The following is an 18,162-nucleotide window of genomic DNA, read 5'->3' on the forward strand; positions in this document are numbered from 1 at the left end:
GTCAGCGTTCGTTTTTGTGAAGGGATTCCCACTTTACCTCGTTGATTCAAAGGAATCCCTGAGCAATGGCGATCGGAAGAACATTTAAATGTGCAGTTTGCTGTTTTACCCAAATAAAACAGGGGGGGTATCCCATCGTCATTTTAATGACTTATGGGACACCCCCCGGACATTGCTTGCATGATGATAACCTCATAGGTAGCGGAAACTCCGCCTGGCGTGCTGAACCTGCTTTCATACTCCTTAAACATGCTGGCAAAAAGACGCCGTGACCCGTGACTGCCTCCAGTTGCGGCTTCGCTTGCGCTTGCTCCTTGTCCTTTGACAGCCCGTAGAAACTCCCTCGCCGTCGCATACTCTTCCTTGCGATCATACTGCTCATGCTGAATAGCTGAGAAACCCGCTTCCCTTAGCTTTTCTCCCCATTCATTCGCAGATTGAAACGTTAACCCGTGACGCTTCGGCTCCAGTCCGGAAGCGCAATAGACTTCATCAAAAGCCGCATGCAATTCGCGAAACGTGTCCGGACCAAACGTTGCGAACGCCAACAATCCTCCGGGGCGCAGCAACCGGCGAAGGGCCCCCAGCGTTTGCTGCGGATCGCTCAGCCATTGAAAGCAAGCATTCGAAACGATCAGATCGAATGAGGATGCCGGAGCGTTCGCGGACCATATTTCGGCATCGGCAAGCAGAAAGCGAACATTGGAGCGTTCCGCTTCCTTTCGTTGAAGGATGCGAGTTTCGGCCGCTCGCAGCATAGCCGGCGCCAGATCAAGCGCTGTAATTGCAGCGTTTGGCCAATGGTTGACCAGCATTTCGGTCAACGCGCCGGTTCCGCATCCAATTTCGAGAATTTGAAGCTGCTCCTTCCTCGCGCTGCTCGCCCATTGATTGAAAGAAGCGGCAAGGCGGCTTGCCATTTGGCGCTGTACCAAGGCGTGCGCATCATAGGAACCTGCTGCGCTTCTGTCGAATTGCCGTCCAATCGACGCTTTTCTATCCGCCATTCCACCAGCTCCTAAGCGATTCCGCCACATCCGCTTCTCGTCCCCGGAACGGCGCGTGCCCGCATTCTGGAACGGCGAGCAGCTTTGCCTGAGGCAAATGCAGGAGCAGCTCCTCGGCCGCTGCATAAGGAATGATCTGGTCATCGGCGCCATGCGCGAGAAATACCGGACAATCGATTTCTGAAAGCCGCGGCAGGAAATCGACACTGCGGAGAATCTCAAGTCCTGCGATTAGCGCTGAGGCATTCCAAGTTCCGCTTCGCGGAAACTCTATTTCGCCATCCGTTTCTGTCTCCGAAAATACGAGTTGCCGGAATCGTTGCTCTACCGCTTGCCGATCCTTCCCGATTCCAATGATCATCTGCCTTACATATGCATCGGCCCAACCCAAATTCGTCTGTCCTTTGGGACGAGTGAATTTAGCCGTAGCCGCAAACAAAACAAGACCGTCCGCCAGCCCTTGGATCGCAAGCCTGAGCGCCAGCAATCCGCCAAGCGACCACCCTCCGATTAGAAGCGGACCGGAGGCCGCTGACCGCGCTTCTCTCGCGGCAGTTTCCGTCAATCGCATCATTTCCTCCGCTGAGGAGGCTGTGCTGTACACGAGAGAAACGTGATGAAATTCCGGCAGAAGCTCGCGAAGCCGATCAAAGACCGAATCCGGCATGCTCCATCCTGTCAGCCATAGGACAGTGCTCTTCTGCTGTAGATTCAATTTCATTTTTCCCGCACCCCCAGACCCATGCGACGCCCTATGCCGCAAATTGTTGAAATCGCATCCTTAAGCGCATCAGGAGCATGCGCCGCCGATAAGGAAAAGCGAATTCGCGCAGTGCCGTCGGGGACAGTCGGAGGGCGTATGGCAACTGCTGCAATCCCCTTCGCATCAAGCGCTTCGCTGAATTGCAGAGCGGCGCCGTTATCCCCCAGAATCAAAGGAACAATCGGCGAATCTCCCTCCCCGACATCAAAGCCCTCCTCCCTCAACGAGGAGCGGAAAAACCGGCTTGCCTCCAGCAATCGTTCCCGGCGCCAATGCTCGGTTTGCACAAGCTCCAGCGCTTTTCCGATTCCCGTTACGAGAGACGGCGGCAGCGCTGTGGAATAAATGAGCGGACGAGCTTTGTTAATCAGCCATCTTATCAACGCGCCGCTTCCGCAAACATAAGCTCCGTATACGCCAAACGCTTTGCTGAACGTTCCGATATGAACATCCACTTCACGCTCTAGCCCGAGTTCCTGGCTTAATCCCTCGCCGCGCGGCCCGTAGACCCCTCCGCTGTGCGCTTCGTCAACGATGAGGATGGCATCGAACTCCCGCTTGAGCATGACGAGCTCATGCAAGCGAGCCCGGTCGCCGTCCATCGAGAAAACAGCATCGGTAACGATCAGCTTGCGGCGTTTATCCCGATGCTTGCTCAATAACGCGCGCAAATGCTCCATGTCGTTATGGCGGTATCGGGCATGCTCGGCACGGCTGAGCATAATGCCGTCGACAATGCTTGCATGATTCAGCCGATCGCTGAATACGACATCTTCTCGGCCTGCCAAAGCGCTGATAATACCGACATTAGCCATATATCCATTGGCAAAAACGAGGGCCGCCTCGCATTTCTGCCAACGCGCAAGCGACTCTTCAAGGTTCCGATAGGGCTGGCGATTGCCGGTCACAAGACGCGAAGCTCCCGCTCCCGCTCCTTCCGTGAGCAGCGATTCGCGCATCGCTTCGGCGATGGCAGGATGTCCGGCAAGCCCCAAATAGTCATTCGAGGATAAGTTAAGCAATACTCGCCCTTCCCGCATCATGAGACCGGGATTGCCTTCGAAAGGCGCGTTTATGCGCAACCGGCGTTCCAGCAATGCCCGGTCCAACGCTTCGAGTTCTTTTTCCATCCAATTCATATCGACCCCGCCTTACAACGCATTCAATTCGATTTCAAAGCCCAAATCCTCGATAATCTGATGATCGGTCGTAATTTCCTGGCCTGCCGTCGTCAAGTAGTCGCCTACGAACAACGAATTCGCAGCGTACAAAGAGAGCGGCTGCAGCGTGCGAAGGTTCACTTCGCGTCCGCCCGCCACGCGGATTTCTTTCGACGGGCACATAAACCGGAACAACGCTAACACCTTTAGCGCTTTCATAGCCGGCGTGCGCCCCATATGTTCAAGAGGCGTTCCCGGAATCGCATTGAGGAAATTAATCGGAATCGAATCCGCATCGAGCTCGCGCAGCGCAAGCGCCATTTCGACGATTTCAACATTCGTCTCGCCCATTCCGATAATGACGCCGGAGCAAGGCGACATGCCGTTCAGCTTTACTTTTTCCACCGTTTCAACACGCTGGTCGTACGTATGGGTCGAAGTGATGGACGGGTAATTCGCTTTGCTGGTGTTCAAGTTATGGTTGTAGCGATGGACGCCCGCTTCCGCCAGACGTTCGGCTTGTTCGTCCTTCAGAATGCCAAGGCATGCGCAAATTTTGAGCGGCATCGTGTCGCGAATTTCTTTGACCGCGCTCACCACTTGATCGAGCTCTCTCTCTGTCGGCCCTTTCCCCGCGGCAACGATGCAATACGTACCGGCCTTGCGGGCCATCGCTTCGCGCGCGCCTGCAAGAAGCGTATCTTTGTCCAGCAGCGTATATTTTTTCACCGGCGCAGTCGATACGATCGATTGCGAGCAGTAGCCGCAGTCCTCGGGACAAAGGCCGCTTTTGGCGTTGATGATCATATTCAGCTTCACTTTTTTGCCGTAAAAATGCTTTCTCACCCGAAATGCCGCCTGCAGCAGCGGCAGAACCTCGTCATTATCGGCTTCGAGAACGGCCAGCCCTTCTTCTGCCGTTAAACATTGGCCGCTCAGCGCCTTATCCGCCAGCGACTGCCACGCCAAATCTTGTTCGTATGTTTTCATCTGAAATCCCCCGTATATTGTTGTTTACATTGCTATAGCCTCTCTGATCGGCTGCAGCTCAATGGCTGCTTGAACGGTATGTATCAAGGCATCCTGGCTCGCTGCTTCCGGCAAGCGGGGCAAACGGCCCAGCACTCTGAGGCCGCCGAACCGTTCGATAAGCGATGCATTGCCCGCTATGCTGGGATCGTCGTCGGCGCTGCCTGGATCGCTGCCATCGTTCAAAATGACTCCCGCGATCGGAATGCCGTGCTGCCGTAAGCATGAAGCCGTCATAATCGTATGATTAATCGTGCCGAGGCCGGAACGGGCGACGATAAGCGCCGGTATCCGCAGCGCAGCGATCAAATCGAGCACGAGCGCATCATTGGTCAGCGGCACGGCGACTCCGCCCGCTCCTTCAATGAGCAGCGCTTCGTAGCGTTCCATCAGCGGTCTTCCTGCGTCTATGATTCCTTGCAACGTAAGAGTTGCGCCGGCGTGCTTTGCGGCTAGAAAAGGTGTCAGCGGCGCTTCGAAAGAAAAAGGCGCAACGGCTTCGATCGATTCGTCGATGCCTGTGTCTCGAAGCAAGCGCTCTGCATCCGTATCTCCGCTCCCCAATTGCGCGCCAGACTGGACCGGCTTCCACACGCCGGCATTCAGTCCTTCGGCTCGAAGCGCGGCGGCGAGGGCAGCCGTCACCACCGTCTTTCCGACGGCCGTGTCCGTACCGGTCACAAACAATCCGCGAAACGCGCTCATAGAGAAGCTCCGCCTTCGGTAACATCGACGATCGACTTCGTCAAAATATCCGTCATCGCATCCAATTCCTCTTCCGTGCTGGCAAGCGGCGGAATGAACACGACGACATTGCCAAGAGGTCTAGTAAGCATCCCTAGCTCTCGGGCACGCATAGCTGTCCGAACGCCGATGCGGTCCGCCCAATCGTACGGCTCGCGAGACGATTTGTCGCGCACGAGCTCGATCCCGATCATAAGTCCTTTTTGTCGGATTTCACCTGCATGCGGACGCTCGATCAGCGCTTCCAGCTTATGCTCGACAAAGGAAGCCTTCTTTTTCACACCTTCCACGATGCCGCGCTCTTCAAACAGCTTTAAGCTCGCTAAAGCGACGGCACAGCCTAGCGGGTTGCCTGTAAACGAATGCCCGTGGAAAAACGTTTTCTGCTCCTCGTAATCGGCATAAAACGCCGAGTACACCTCATCGGTCGCTAGAGTCGCAGCTACTGGGAGGTAGCCGCCGGTCAGTCCTTTGCCGATCACCATCAGATCGGGCGAGACGTCTTCCAGCTCGCAGGCAAACATCTCGCCCGTTCGTCCGAAACCGGTCGCCACCTCATCCGCGATGAGCAGCACGTCATACTTGCGGCAGAGCGAAGCCATCTCGCACAGACAGCCGGGCGGCATGACGATTATGCCCCCGGCGCCTTGCACGATTGGCTCTACAATAAGCGCTGCGATCTCCTCGCAGCTAGTTTCCAGCAAGTCGCGCAAGGCGGATAACGTAGCCTCCTTTGCAGCCGCCGCACCGCCGTCATGGCGATATGCGTAAGGGTACGGAATGACATGCGAAGGAAACAGCATCGGCCGGAACACATCATGGTATAGCGGGATCGCGCCGACGCTCACTGCGCCAATCGTATCCCCATGGTACGCTTGATTCATCGTAATAAACTTGTTTTTCGCGGGATTTCCTTTATTCTTCCAGTATTGAAACGCCATCTTGATCGCGATCTCCACACCGGTTGCTCCTGAATCCGAATAGAACACCTTGCTTAACCCTTTCGGGGCGATCCGCGTCAGCTTCTCGGCTAGCTCGATTGCAGGCACGTTCGCCATGCCCAGCAAAGTAGAATGGGCAACTCTGCCCAATTGATCCGTAATAGCCTCATTCAGCTCAGGCACGTTATGCCCATGCACATTAAGCCACACAGACGAAAAACCGTCATAATACGCTTTCCCCTGGACATCAAACAATCGGACGCCTTCTCCTCGTTCGATGATGAGCGGATTCGAGTCGTTATAGTCTTTCATTTGCGTAAAAGGATGCCATAGATTCGCCTTGTTCATTGCCACGAGACGTTCATATTGTTGTGTAGAAATGGGAAGTCACCGTCCATAAGGCCATTTTGATTAATTGTTAACCAATATTATTTATATTAGGTTAACAATTAATCGAGAACAGTTTAACAAACCGTGAACATGCCGTAAAGAAAATTTTTTAAAATAAAAAAACACCCCATTTGTTAGAAGTTGTCTAACAAACGGGGCGCAAAATCATTATCTCGGTATGGTTAAAACGACTGTTGTGCCTTTCCCTGCTTCTGAAGAGATGTCTATCTTGCCGCCAATGCTCTTGGCTCTTTCCTCCATACTAAAGAGACCGACGCCTTTGGAACTGCTATTTCTCGCAAAACCGTTCCCTGTATCCTCAATTCGCACCTCTATATAGGATTCCTTGTCGAGAACGGCCACATTGGCCTCTGACACGTCTGCATACTTCGCAATATTCGTTAGCGCTTCCTGGATGACTCTATAGATTGTTGTCTCTTCAAGAGCCCCCAGCCGCTTGCGCAAGCTGCCTTCCAATTTGACGCTTATACCGTAATGGTTTGTATAATTTTCGATATAGGTGCGAATGGCAGGGAGAACGCCCAAATCATCCAATACGGAGGGACGAATTTGCCACGCAAGGCTTCGCACTTCTTCGATGATGCCGGAAACCTGTTGCCGGAGAGGGGCGATTTGCGAATCGGGTTCGTCGGCGATCAATCTGTCCATCCCGATTAATAAAGAAAACAGACTCTGCCCTATGCCGTCATGCAGCTCGCGGGAAAACTTTCTTCGTTCCTCCTCCTGAATTTGCAGCACCTGCGCCATCATAATTTGCAGCTCTTCCTCTACCCTCTTCAGCTCCGTCACTTCATTGCGAATCGCCAGGTATTGATACGGTTTCCCCTCCTCATTGAGAAAAGGCACAATCGTTGTGTCCACCCAATAGTAAGAGCCGTCTTTTGCCTTGTTTTTGAGTTCTCCGCGCCAAACCTTGCCTGACGAAATGCGGTTCCATAAGGCCGACATAAAATCTTTATCATGATGACCGGAATTAATGATTCGATGGTCGTTTCCCAAAAGCTCTGTGCGAGGGTATTTGGAAATTTCGCAAAATTTATCGTTAACGTATTGAATTTTCCCTTTCGCGTCAGTAGTGGCGACAATCGAAGATTCATCAAGCGCAAACTTCACATCGGTTAGCTGCTTAAGAGATTGTTTCAGGTCTTGCAGAAGCGAGGATTCCGAAATATGATCACCCAGACGAGCCAGCAATTGGTTAACATTCTCGCCAATTACTTCCGGATAACGACTTTCATGATCCTTATTCAAAGTTCAACAATCCCTTCTTCGCCGCATACTTCACTAATTCCGGCCTTGTTTTCAACCCCAGCTTCTCCATGACATTGCTTTTATGGGATTCCACCGTTTTCACGCTTATAACTAACTGTTCAGCAATTTCTTTATTTGAAAATCCTTTCGCAATGAGAGCCACTATTTCTCTCTCGCGTTCCGAAAGCGTTTCATACGTAACCTTGTTCTCTCCATTCTTAATCCGGTCCATATATTCATCCATCAGCCTCTTGGTGGCTGTAGGATATAGATAAGCATTTCCTGCTGCGACAGAGCGAATGGCTGTCAACAACTCGTCATGCGGAGCGCTCTTTAATATATATCCCGATGCGCCGACATGTATGGCTCTAAATAAATACTCATCATCATCGTGCATAGTGAGAATAAGAATGGCCAATTCAGGCATCAGTTTCCGCAATTTTTCCGTAGCCGTTAAGCCATCCATACCGGGGGGCATATTCAAATCCATTAACACGACATCCGGTTTGAGCACCTGCGCAGCTTGTATGCCTTCTTCGCCATCAGCCGCTTCCCCAATGACTTCTATACCATGCTTGCCGTTCAGCAGCATCATTAGGCCTGATCTTACGACGGCATGATCATCCACTACTAAAATTTTCGGCATTTCAATCCTCCATTGCGACGCGGTTCATTCCGCTGCCGCCGCATTCAATATCATAGCAAATAAAAAGAATTCCGTTAATGGAATTCATTTCGTCATTTCCTTGTTATGCTCCGCCATAGATGACATCAGGGCGCGGAGGCTCTCCTGGGCTGCGCGTATTTCATCTTCTTCATATCCGATTGCTGTTCGTTTTCCGATATAAAGCAGCCCGCTCATTAGGGAAGTATCGTTGATTACTAACGGAAAGACAGCTGCCGCTTGCAATTGTTCGGCTAACATGACCGGGCATTCGCGTCTTTCTTGAACAAGTTTAGGATGCGTATCGTCAAGCTTCACCCATCTGCCTAGACGCAGCGCGGCTCCAGCTAATCCTTGCCCCGACTTGACCACCATATGCTGATAGCGATTGTTGCTGTTGCCTATTGCGTACTTCCATTTCATAGGTACGGACTTAGCTATGAAAGGAGCCAATGCGACAAAATCGCTCGAAGTTAAAGTTCGTATCTGCTCTAATTGTTCCATGATGTTCTTCCTAGTGCTTGCCATCCCGGCCACTTCCATTCTATTAAGCCATGCCAAACTTCCTCACTTACTATTGTAAACGATTCTTTATGGCCTGTAAGTCAGGGAAAACCCTGATTTCCGCATCAGGGTTTTCCTTATGGGAGTATCAGGAAAGTAAGGGTCTCAGCAGTGATTTTCCTCACACTATCGTAGGGAATATCGCTGCAAAAGATCAGTGTAACTCCCGATAAACAAAATTAGCCAAAACCTCTATGATCAAAGTAACAAAAAATGTCGAGGAGTTGGTCCACATGGCCATAAATATATCGGAAACCGTTCAGCATAAAGGCATTACGGCATTTTTCTCCGAAACGAATTTTGATAAATTAAAAAGCATTATGTATCCCAAGCAAGCAAAGAAAGAGGAGCATTTATTCTGGGAAGGCGATACCGCAGACAAATTGTATTATGTCGTAAAGGGCGGCGTACGCGTCACGAAAATGTCGGAAACGGGTAAAAGCTTTATCTTGTATTTGCATCAGGCAGGAGATTTGTTCGGCCAAATCGATCCCTTTCAAGATTCTGTCCAAAGTTTTAGCGCAGAAGTGACTGCAGATTGCGAGATAGGCGTTATTTTGCGCAAGGATCTTGAAGTTCTATTATGGCAGCATGGAGATTTAGCGATCGAGTTTATGAGATGGATGGGCCTTGTTCATCGTATGACCGAATCCAAGTTTCGCGATCTCATGATGTACGGCAAACCAGGCGCTTTATGTTCCTTATTGATCAGGCTGAGCAACTCCTACGGCGTTCCGAAAGGCGAGCATGTGCTGATCGATTATAAAATCAACAATACGGAAATGGCCGATATGATTGGCTCCACCCGCGAGAACGTAAATCGGATGCTTAGCGATATGCGTAAAGAAGGTGTGATCGAATTTCAAAACGGATATATAGTCATTAAAGATATTGCCTACCTGCGCAGTATTTGCCGTTGCGAAAATTGCCCATTGGAAATATGCAGAATGTAATGCCCGCTTCACCACTTGGTTATTTCATAAGGAAGAGCGAATACCGTAACGATCTGCCCGGCTGAGACGCCTTTAGACCCTGACGGGATCAGAATGAGGCAATTGGCATCTGGAATAGAAACGAGCATGCTCGAACTGTTCTTTTCCAATGCGTTTACCGTTACTTGCTGCTGGGAGTAAGTCATAACTCCCCGAATGTATCGATCATGCGGACATCCTTTATTGTAATCGTTTGCTATAATCGCTTGAATACTGGATAGGAGCGGACGTTCTGCACCTTGCATCGCAAGCAGAGCAGGGCGCACAAACAGCTCGAAACCAACAAAGCAAGCGCCGGGATTGCCGGATAGACCGAAGACGAGCTTCTTATTGATGACGGCAGCCGAGGTTGGACTTCCGGGCCGCATGGCCACTTTATTGAAGAGCAGCTCGGCTCCGTTCTCGTTTGCTGCAGCAAAAAAATCCGCCATAACATCATAATCGCCAACGGACACCCCGCCGCTGACAATAAGCATATCGCATTTCTCCAGCGCTGCATGAATCGTACTCCCCATATTAGCTGTATCATCCGGAACTGTGCCAAAGCCCGCAACAAGCCCGCCATATTGCTCGATTTGCGCTGCAAGCATATAAGCGTTGCTATTGCGTATTTTCCCCGGCTGAAGCGGCTCCCCCACTGCGATGAGTTCACTTCCGGTCATTAGTACACCCACGATAGGGCGCCGGTAAACAGGAACCTTCTCATAACCTAATGAAGCGAGCAGCGCAATTTGTCCTGGACCGATTCGAGTGCCTGCGCCCATAAGCGGCTGTCCGGTCTTTATTTCGTCACCCGGCTTGGCAACGTTTTGCCCATACGCGACTTTATGCTTAACCCGGATAAAATCATGCCCATCCTGTTGATACTCCTCTGTCTGCTCGAACATGACAACCGCATCCGCGCCTTCTGGAACCGCTGATCCCGTCATGACGCGAATCGCAGTTCCGGGAACAACCGTTTGACTTGAAACGGAGCCGGCAGGCACTTCATCGATTACCTTGAGGCATGCAGGGTCTTGTGGAGATGCAGACTCTGCATCTTCACTCCGTACGGCATAACCGTCCAACCCCGACCGGCGGAAATGAGGCATGCATTCCAACGATGACAATGTTTCCGAAACGGTTCTATGTAAACATGAATCTATCGATATATACTCGCTGTTCGCTTGCCGGATATGCTGACGGATCGCATGCTGGGCATCTTCAACTTTTACTGCCCTGCGGACATATTTCTGGCTGCGGTTTTTCATTGCTTAACAATCCTTTCATCCAGCCCTTATTAGTAGAATCATAAATCATTATGCCATAGACAAAAGTGATATTAGTCACATTTGTGAGCACGCATGAAATGACGTTCAAACTGACAATAGTTTGTTTCGTCATTTTTCTATATATAAAACTCGTTGGTGATCAGGATTCCCGTTAAGCGAACGTGCGAAAAAATGAAGACAGGTTCAAACACTTACTATAATAAGTTAGAATGGCTCTATCGCATACATATAACTCGAGAAACTAACGCCAGCTCGAAGACTGGGTTTCCGACAAAGTATTTTCTATTCAGGACAGAAAAGAGGAATCGAAGTGACGAGAGGACTTATTTTTGAAATTCCTAATGAATACGGAAACTTTCTTGAAGAGATATTATCTCCTTTTGATATGACATTGTACGATTGGTATGTCGGAGGGGAAGAATCATACTTCGTAAATGACAATCAGTTGGTCGAACCGCTCTTTCCAAATGAGGAGTTTGGTTTAGACGGAGCGATACTGAAAAGAACGATTGAAAACATGAAGCAGTATTTAATCTTTGTGAATATTAAGGCATACCCAAAAGGCAAGATAGTAGAAGATATTTCAACATTTGATGAGTTCCTAAAAAGTGATTGCCAACTTGTTCTCTTAGTTGTTGATTCTGCTTATGTCACGATTTACTGTAAAGATAAGATTCAAATTGATGCACTTTATAAGAATGCAGTCAATAAAGGGTACGAGAAGGTTGAATATGTAACCGATGACAATGATTTCAGAACAAGGCTTTCTGTATGGTAGCAGACAAATTAAATAAATGAACAACAAAATGACGTGCCATTTGGCACGTCATTTTATGTGTCAATTATGACTGTTTCACGTCAAAACGGAACCCGTTATTCTGCGGCTAAGATGGTATCTTGTCTACTGGGACAGTGCTTTTCGCCCCGCTTCAATGCCTTGATCAATAACCATTCTGGCTCTGGCTGCCTCCCGGTCTGTCGGCTCGGGACACTGATCAAGCGGATAGGCCTTCCCCATCTGCTGCCATTTGTAAACGCCCATTCTGTGATAGGGCAGCAGTTCCGTTTTCATCACATTGCTTAGTCCCCCGATGAACTCCCCAAGTTCAAATAGATCCTTATAGTCATCCGTCCAGCCGGGAACTAGCACGTGGCGAATCCAGACAGGCTTCTTCCTTTCATTTAAATAAGCCGCGAATCGCTTAATACGGTCATTCGGCTGCGCCGTAAGCGCAATATGCTTATCCGCATTGATCTGCTTCAGATCCAGCAGCACCAAATCGGTTACCTTCAAAAGCTCTTCCGCATGACTTGGCTCGCAAAAACCGTTCGAATCCAGTACGGTATGGAGTCCCCAGCGCCGTTTGCATTCGGCAAACAAGCGGGCTACGAAGGGAGCCTGCAGCGTCGGCTCTCCCCCCGTTACCGTAATGCCCCCGCCTGAACGGCGATAGTACTCCAGAAACGGCTCTACCTCCCGAAGAATGTCATCGACATCCATCTCCCTGCCGGCATTCATTTCCCATGAATCGGGATTATGGCAGTACTGGCATTTCAGCGCGCAGCCCTGCATGAAAAGGACAAAGCGGATGCCCGGACCGTCAACGGTACCAAACGTATCGAAGGAATGTATGCGTCCTTTCATCGGTCTGCCCCTCTCTTTCCTTTACATCGAGCCGTGGAACGTACGATGGATCACATCAAGCTGCTGTTCACGGGTCAGCTTGATAAAGTTCACAGCATAGCCCGATACCCGAATTGTAAGCTGCGGATACTGTTCCGGATGCTCCATCGCATCCAGAAGCTGCGCACGGTCGAATACATTAATATTAAGATGATGGCCTTGATTCGCCATGTAGCCATCGAGCAGCGCTACCAGATTTGTGATGCGTGTTTCTTCCTCGCGGCCCAAAGCTTTAGGCACGATGGAGAACGTATTGGATATGCCGTCCAGGCAATGGTCGTAAGGAATCTTCGCTACGCTGGCGAGCGATGCAAGCGCCCCTTTCCGGTCGCGTCCATGCATGGGATTGGCACCCGGCGCGAAAGGCTCGCCGGCTTTACGGCCATCCGGCGTGCTGCCTGTTTTCTTGCCATACACAACGTTCGAGGTGATGGTCAATACAGACATCGTTGGCACGGAGTCGCGATACGTTTTATGCTTGCGAATTTTGTTCATGAACGTCTCGGTCAATTGAACGGCGATGGCGTCTACACGTTCGTCATTGTTGCCGTACTGCGGATATTCGCCTTCAATTTCAAAATCGATGGCGATGCCTTTGTCATTGCGAATTGGACGGACCTTCGCATATTTGATCGCGCTTAGCGAGTCGGCGACCACCGAAAGTCCGGCAATGCCTGTAGCCATCGTGCGAACAATTTCACGGTCATGCAGCGCCATTTCCAGACGTTCATAGCAGTACTTATCATGCATGTAGTGAATGACGTTTAGCGTATTCACATACAGCTTCGCCAGCCATTCCATGATCGTGTCGAATTTCTCGGCGACCTCTTCGTAATCAAGCACTTCGGAAGCAATCGGCGCAAGCTCAGGTCCTACCTGCAAACCAAGCTTCTCATCTACCCCGCCGTTGATCGCATAGAGCAGCGCTTTGGCCAAGTTAGCGCGGGCGCCAAAAAATTGCATCTGCTTGCCGATCCGCATTGCGGATACGCAGCAGGCGATTCCGTAATCGTCCCCGTAGTGCGGCCGCATCAGGTCATCGTTTTCGTACTGGATCGAACTGGTCTCCGCCGACACCTTCGCGCAGTACGTTTTAAATCCTTCCGGCAGCGCCGTCGACCACAGCACGGTCAGATTCGGTTCTGGAGCAGGTCCCAGATTGTACAAGGTGTGGAGGAAGCGGAACGAGTTTTTCGTTACGCGCGCCCTTCCGTCCAGTCCCATGCCTCCAATGGACTCCGTCACCCATGTCGGGTCTCCGCTGAACAGCTCGTTATAGTCCGGCGTACGAAGAAATTTGACGATGCGAAGCTTCATGACAAAATGGTCGATCAGCTCCTGCGCCGCTTCCTCGGTAAGCGTACCCTCCCGTAAATCCCGCTCGATGTAAATATCGAGAAAGCTCGATACGCGTCCTAAGCTCATTGCCGCGCCATTCTGCTCCTTAATCGCCGCCAAATAGGCGAAGTATAACCATTGTACGGCTTCGGCGGCATTGACAGCCGGCTCCGATAGATCGAAGCCATACGTCTTGGCCATCCGCTTCAGCTCATCCAGGCTGCGAATCTGTTCGGAAATCTCTTCGCGCAGCCGAATAATAGTTTCAGTTATCGAATCGACCTCCAGTTGAAGGAGATCCTTCTTCTTCTCCTCGATCAGACGATTGACCCCATAGAGGGCTACGCGTCTGTAGTCGCCGATAATGCGCCCGCGTCCGTAAGCATCCGGCAGCCCTGTAATGATAGCCGCTTTGCGCGCCGTCTTCATCTCCGTCGTGTAGGCATCGAACACGCCCTGATTATGCGTTTTGCGAATATCGGTAAACAGCTGCACGATTTCTTGCGGAAGCTTGAAGCCATACGCCTCGCAAGCATCGATTACCATGCGGATCCCCCCGTAGGGCTGAACGGAACGCTTCAGCGGGGCATCCGTTTGCAGTCCTACAATCTTCTCCTTCTCCTTGGCAATATAGCCGGGGGCGTGCGATGTAATCGTGGATACGGTATCGACATCGACGTCCAGCACGCCGCCATTTTCCCGTTCTTTAGCGGTGAGAACGCTGATCATACGCCATAGCTCCGCCGTCGCCTCCGTAGGTCCTGCAAGGAATGCATGATCATCTGTATAGACCGTAATGTTCTTATCGATAAAGTCCTTAACGTCAATGCTCTTGCCCCACTTGCCGCCGACAAAGCCTCTCCAGCCTCTCATCTTCACATCAGCTTCTTGTATGGCCATGATGGCACCTCCTGAATGAACTTGAACTTAATCAAATTTCCCGTAAAAAGCGTTCCGGTATACGTCCGCCAGTTCTGTGACTAACGGCATCCGCGGGTTGGCGGTTGTGCATTGATCCTCGAAAGCCCGGTCCGCCAAATAATCGACACGCGATTCGAACGGCTCGGCTTGGAAGCCCAGGTCCTGAAACTTCTCGGGAATGCCAAGCGCTTTGTTCAGCTTGCGAACCGCTTCGATGAGACTGTTCACGCCTTCCTCCGTCGTCTTCGCAGGAAGCCCCAGCATACGGGCAATCTCGGCATATCGCCGATCTGCAATAAAGTGATCGTATTTAGGGAACGAAGTAAACTTCGTCGGTTTCTTCGCATTGTAGCGAATGACATGCGGCATTAGAATCGCATTCGTGCGTCCATGCGCCGTGTGGTATTCACCGCCCCATTTATGAGCCAAGCTATGATTGATTCCAAGGAAAGCGTTGGCGAATGCCATTCCGGCTATTGTCGATGCGTTATGCATCTTCTCACGGGCGACCGGATCTCCTGTCGCATAGGACTTCTCCAGGTTCTGGAACACCAGCTCAATCGCCTTCATCGCCAAGCCGTCCGTGTAATCGTTAGCCATAACCGACACGTAAGCTTCAATCGCGTGAGTAAGGACGTCCATGCCGGTATCGGCTACCGCTGTTTTCGGCAGGCTGTATACATAATCCGGATCGATGATCGCTACATCCGGCGTCAGCTCATAATCGGCAAGCGGATACTTCGTGTTCCCTTTTTCCTTATCCGTGATGACGGCGAAAGAAGTGACTTCCGAGCCCGTGCCCGATGTCGTTGGAATCGCAACGAACTTCGCCTTGCGTCCCAGCCTCGGATATTTGTAAACCCGTTTGCGAATATCCATAAACTTCTGCTTCAGCGCATCAAAGCTCGTATCCGGATATTCATAGAACAGCCACATCGCTTTGGCAGCATCCATCGGCGACCCGCCGCCCAGCGCGATAATGCAATCCGGGTTAAAGGCGGCCATCTGCGCTCTGCCGCGCTCCACCGTTTCTACCGACGGATCGGGCTCCACATCCGAGAATACTTCGATGTAAACCGGGAGCTGGCGTTTGCGAAGATAATACTCCACCCGCTCTACATAACCGAGCTTCACCATCATCGGGTCCGTAACAATCATGACCCGCGTAATGTCCGGCATTTTCTCCAAATACTGCGTTGCTCCTTTTTCAAAATAAATTTTTGGCGGTATTTTAAACCACTGCATATTGACGGTCCGGTAAGCGACCCGCTTCAAGTTAATCAAATTAACCGCACTGACGTTAGAAGTTGTGGAGTTATGTCCATAGGAACCGCAGCCCAGTGTCAGAGAAGGCAGATTCGTGTTGTAAATATCGCCGATCGCTCCGTGTGTGGAAGGCGAGTTCACAATAATGCGCCCGGTTTGCAGCTTATCGGAGAAGGCTCTGATGACTTTCTCATCCTGCGAATGAATGACCGACGAATGTCCCATCCCGCCAAATTTGACGACCTCCACGGCACGCTCAATGCCTTGCTCTGCATGCTTCACTTTGTAGCAAGCGAGCACAGGACTTAACTTCTCGGCCGATAAAGGGAAGGCCTCGCCTACGCCCGCTAATTCAGCGACTAATATTTTGGTTGCCGCAGGAACCTTGATGCCCGCCATTTCGGCAATTTTCACTGCGGATTGACCAACGATGACGGCGTTAACCGCACATTTGTCCGAGTTGATCACCAGCCCCGAGACAGCTTCCGTTTCTTCTTTGTTCAAAAAATAGCAGCCTTGCTCCGCCATCAGCTTTTTGGTATCCGCAAATACTGATTCTTCGATAATAACGGCCTGCTCCGATGCGCAAATCATGCCATTGTCGAAACTTTTGGAAAGGATCAAATCATTAACGGCCTGCTGCAAATTAGCCGATTTCTCAATGAAACACGGCACATTGCCCGGCCCTACGCCCAGAGCCGGCTTGCCAGTACTGTAAGCCGCCTTTACCATGGACGATCCCCCCGTGGCAAGGACCAGAGCAACATCAGGATGATTCATCAGGAGCTGTGTAGCCTCAACGGATGGATGCACGACCCATTGAATACAATGCTCAGGCGCACCGGCCTTCACAGCCGCATCAAGCAACGTTGCTGCTGCCGCAGCGCTTGATTGTTGAGCCGAGGGGTGAAAGGCGAAGATGATCGGATTGCGGGTTTTTGCCGCGATCAACGCCTTGAACATCGTCGTTGATGTCGGGTTCGTGACCGGCGTTACCCCAGCGATAACCCCAACCGGTTCGGCAACCATCTGATAGTTCTCGTATGAGTTCTCCTCAATAACGCCTACCGTTTTATTGTTTTTAATGCTGTGATAAATGGATTCCGTAGCGAACAAATTTTTCGTAATCTTGTCTTCGTAGACGCCGCGTCCCGTTTCCTCTACAGCCAGCTTTGCGAGAGCCATATGCCGATCGACGCCGGCCAGCGCCATCTGCTGCACAATGCGATCGACTTGCGCCTGATCCAGCTTCAGAAATTGCTGCTGAGCTTGTTTCGCTCGAGCCACCAGTTGATTGACTTCTTCCCTGGCCGAGATTTGTTCGGCTGCTTTCGCTTCTTTCATTGCCATAATCCATCCGCTCCTCTATATTGGCTTAAATGTGCTGCACTGCTTTGTTGTTATGCTTTTAGCTTAAGCCGTATCGAAACTCCCAACTATGATTTAAATCACAGTCTGAACCCATTCTTGATGAACGATTTGTGAATATTTTCACATTACGACTTTGACGCTTCCAGCCTGCTCATTGCCTCATAATCCTCGATCGATTTTATACGAAACACAAAATTCAAGTCGATACCGTTCTCGCATAAAAACCGGTCATCCAGCTCGCTCCAGAACAATTTTTTAAGCAATGCGGAGACCTGCCTCTCCCCCTTATGAAGAAGCGGAATGATATGCGATGCGCACGCCCGGTCATAAACACCGTGTAAAGGATAACTCTCTCCAGCGATCAAAGGCACTGCCGCTTCGAAACCGTCCCGCTTCCTTTCCAGTAGTAACTCCGCCGCTTTACTGGAAATGAAAGGCATATCGCATCCGACTACCCACACCGAAGAGTGCTTCGCCAGAGACAAGGCTGCGTGCATGCCTCCAAGAGGGCCATGTCCTTCATAATAGTCCGTAATAATTCGCACCGATCGATGAACGATATTTAGAAAAGGCTTAGGATCATGGGTAACGACAATCAATTCGTCACATAAATCCCGCATCCTATCCAATTGCCTCGCAATCATTAGTTTTTCGCCAAAAGGAAGGAGCGCCTTTAGCTCTCCCTTCATTCGATGATTTGTTCCGCCTGCCAAAACAACGCCTGAAAGCATCGCATCACATCTCCTTTTCTGATTCGTATAGGTTCACCTTAGTCAAAATAATGG

At 50.8% G+C, this 18,162-nt stretch carries 16 protein-coding genes; 2 read left to right on the forward strand and 14 right to left on the reverse strand.

Features of this window, described 5'->3' with window-relative positions; translation table 11 throughout:
• Nucleotides 1-143: 143 nt before the first annotated feature.
• The 9 genes from bioC to GOM71_RS18755 all read right to left on the reverse strand — a co-directional run bounded on the left by bioC (nt 144) and on the right by GOM71_RS18755 (nt 8,393).
• Nucleotides 144-1,007 (reverse strand): malonyl-ACP O-methyltransferase BioC, encoded by an 864-nt coding sequence (gene bioC / locus GOM71_RS18715; protein ID WP_156283821.1) that lies wholly within the window; start codon nt 1,005-1,007, stop codon nt 144-146.
• On the reverse strand, nt 997-1,728 hold the full coding sequence (locus tag GOM71_RS18720) for an alpha/beta hydrolase (RefSeq protein WP_156283823.1): 732 nt from the start codon (nt 1,726-1,728) through the stop codon (nt 997-999). The genes bioC and GOM71_RS18720 overlap by 11 nt, the downstream gene beginning before the upstream one ends.
• A complete protein-coding gene (gene bioF / locus GOM71_RS18725) occupies nt 1,725-2,909 on the reverse strand; it encodes an 8-amino-7-oxononanoate synthase (protein WP_156283825.1) in 1,185 nt (394 codons plus the stop codon). Before bioF ends, GOM71_RS18720 begins: the two co-directional genes overlap by 4 nt.
• A 12-nt stretch (nt 2,910-2,921) precedes the next feature.
• Complete coding sequence (bioB, locus tag GOM71_RS18730) at nt 2,922-3,920, reverse strand: biotin synthase BioB (RefSeq protein ID WP_156283827.1); 999 nt, start codon at nt 3,918-3,920, stop codon at nt 2,922-2,924.
• 24 nt (nt 3,921-3,944) lie between these two features.
• Nucleotides 3,945-4,664, reverse strand: a complete 720-nt coding sequence (gene bioD / locus GOM71_RS18735; protein ID WP_156283829.1) for a dethiobiotin synthase — start codon at nt 4,662-4,664, stop codon at nt 3,945-3,947.
• Nucleotides 4,661-5,992 (reverse strand): adenosylmethionine--8-amino-7-oxononanoate transaminase, encoded by a 1,332-nt coding sequence (gene bioA, locus GOM71_RS18740; protein ID WP_156283831.1) that lies wholly within the window; start codon nt 5,990-5,992, stop codon nt 4,661-4,663. The genes bioD and bioA overlap by 4 nt, the downstream gene beginning before the upstream one ends.
• A gap of 210 nt (nt 5,993-6,202) precedes the next feature.
• Nucleotides 6,203-7,306, reverse strand: a complete 1,104-nt coding sequence (locus GOM71_RS18745; RefSeq protein WP_156283833.1) for a PAS domain-containing sensor histidine kinase — start codon at nt 7,304-7,306, stop codon at nt 6,203-6,205.
• On the reverse strand, nt 7,299-7,952 hold the full coding sequence (locus GOM71_RS18750) for a response regulator transcription factor (RefSeq protein WP_156283835.1): 654 nt from the start codon (nt 7,950-7,952) through the stop codon (nt 7,299-7,301). Before GOM71_RS18750 ends, GOM71_RS18745 begins: the two co-directional genes overlap by 8 nt.
• Before the next feature lie 84 nt (nt 7,953-8,036).
• On the reverse strand, nt 8,037-8,393 hold the full coding sequence (locus tag GOM71_RS18755; RefSeq protein WP_216651779.1) for a GAF domain-containing protein: 357 nt from the start codon (nt 8,391-8,393) through the stop codon (nt 8,037-8,039).
• Nucleotides 8,394-8,767: 374 nt separating this feature from the next.
• Between GOM71_RS18755 and GOM71_RS18760 the strand changes: the two genes are divergently transcribed.
• Nucleotides 8,768-9,487, forward strand: coding sequence for a Crp/Fnr family transcriptional regulator (locus tag GOM71_RS18760; protein ID WP_156283839.1), 720 nt, complete (start codon nt 8,768-8,770; stop codon nt 9,485-9,487).
• Nucleotides 9,488-9,495: 8 nt separating this feature from the next.
• Here GOM71_RS18760 and GOM71_RS18765 read toward each other — a convergent pair whose 3' ends face one another.
• Nucleotides 9,496-10,776: a molybdopterin molybdotransferase MoeA gene (locus tag GOM71_RS18765; RefSeq protein WP_156283841.1), complete on the reverse strand. Its 1,281-nt coding sequence runs from the start codon at nt 10,774-10,776 to the stop codon at nt 9,496-9,498.
• Nucleotides 10,777-11,107: 331 nt separating this feature from the next.
• On the opposite strand from GOM71_RS18765, the gene GOM71_RS18770 reads away from it, so the two are divergent.
• Complete coding sequence (locus tag GOM71_RS18770) at nt 11,108-11,575, forward strand: DUF2691 family protein (protein WP_367649701.1); 468 nt, start codon at nt 11,108-11,110, stop codon at nt 11,573-11,575.
• A gap of 123 nt (nt 11,576-11,698) precedes the next feature.
• On the opposite strand, the gene pflA is transcribed toward GOM71_RS18770, so the two are convergent.
• From pflA to mobA, 4 genes are all read right to left on the reverse strand, one after another.
• Nucleotides 11,699-12,442, reverse strand: a complete 744-nt coding sequence (gene pflA / locus GOM71_RS18775; RefSeq protein WP_156283845.1) for a pyruvate formate-lyase-activating protein — start codon at nt 12,440-12,442, stop codon at nt 11,699-11,701.
• Between the two features lie 21 nt (nt 12,443-12,463).
• A complete protein-coding gene (gene pflB, locus GOM71_RS18780) occupies nt 12,464-14,719 on the reverse strand; it encodes a formate C-acetyltransferase (RefSeq protein ID WP_156283847.1) in 2,256 nt (751 codons plus the stop codon).
• 27 nt (nt 14,720-14,746) lie between these two features.
• Nucleotides 14,747-17,356, reverse strand: coding sequence for a bifunctional acetaldehyde-CoA/alcohol dehydrogenase (adhE, locus tag GOM71_RS18785; RefSeq protein ID WP_156283849.1), 2,610 nt, complete (start codon nt 17,354-17,356; stop codon nt 14,747-14,749).
• A gap of 146 nt (nt 17,357-17,502) precedes the next feature.
• On the reverse strand, nt 17,503-18,108 hold the full coding sequence (gene mobA / locus GOM71_RS18790; protein ID WP_156283850.1) for a molybdenum cofactor guanylyltransferase: 606 nt from the start codon (nt 18,106-18,108) through the stop codon (nt 17,503-17,505).
• Nucleotides 18,109-18,162 lie beyond the last annotated feature (54 nt).

The organism is Paenibacillus sp. NEAU-GSW1 (genome assembly GCF_009737085.1).
In the GTDB taxonomy this organism is placed as follows: domain Bacteria; phylum Bacillota; class Bacilli; order Paenibacillales; family Paenibacillaceae; genus Pristimantibacillus.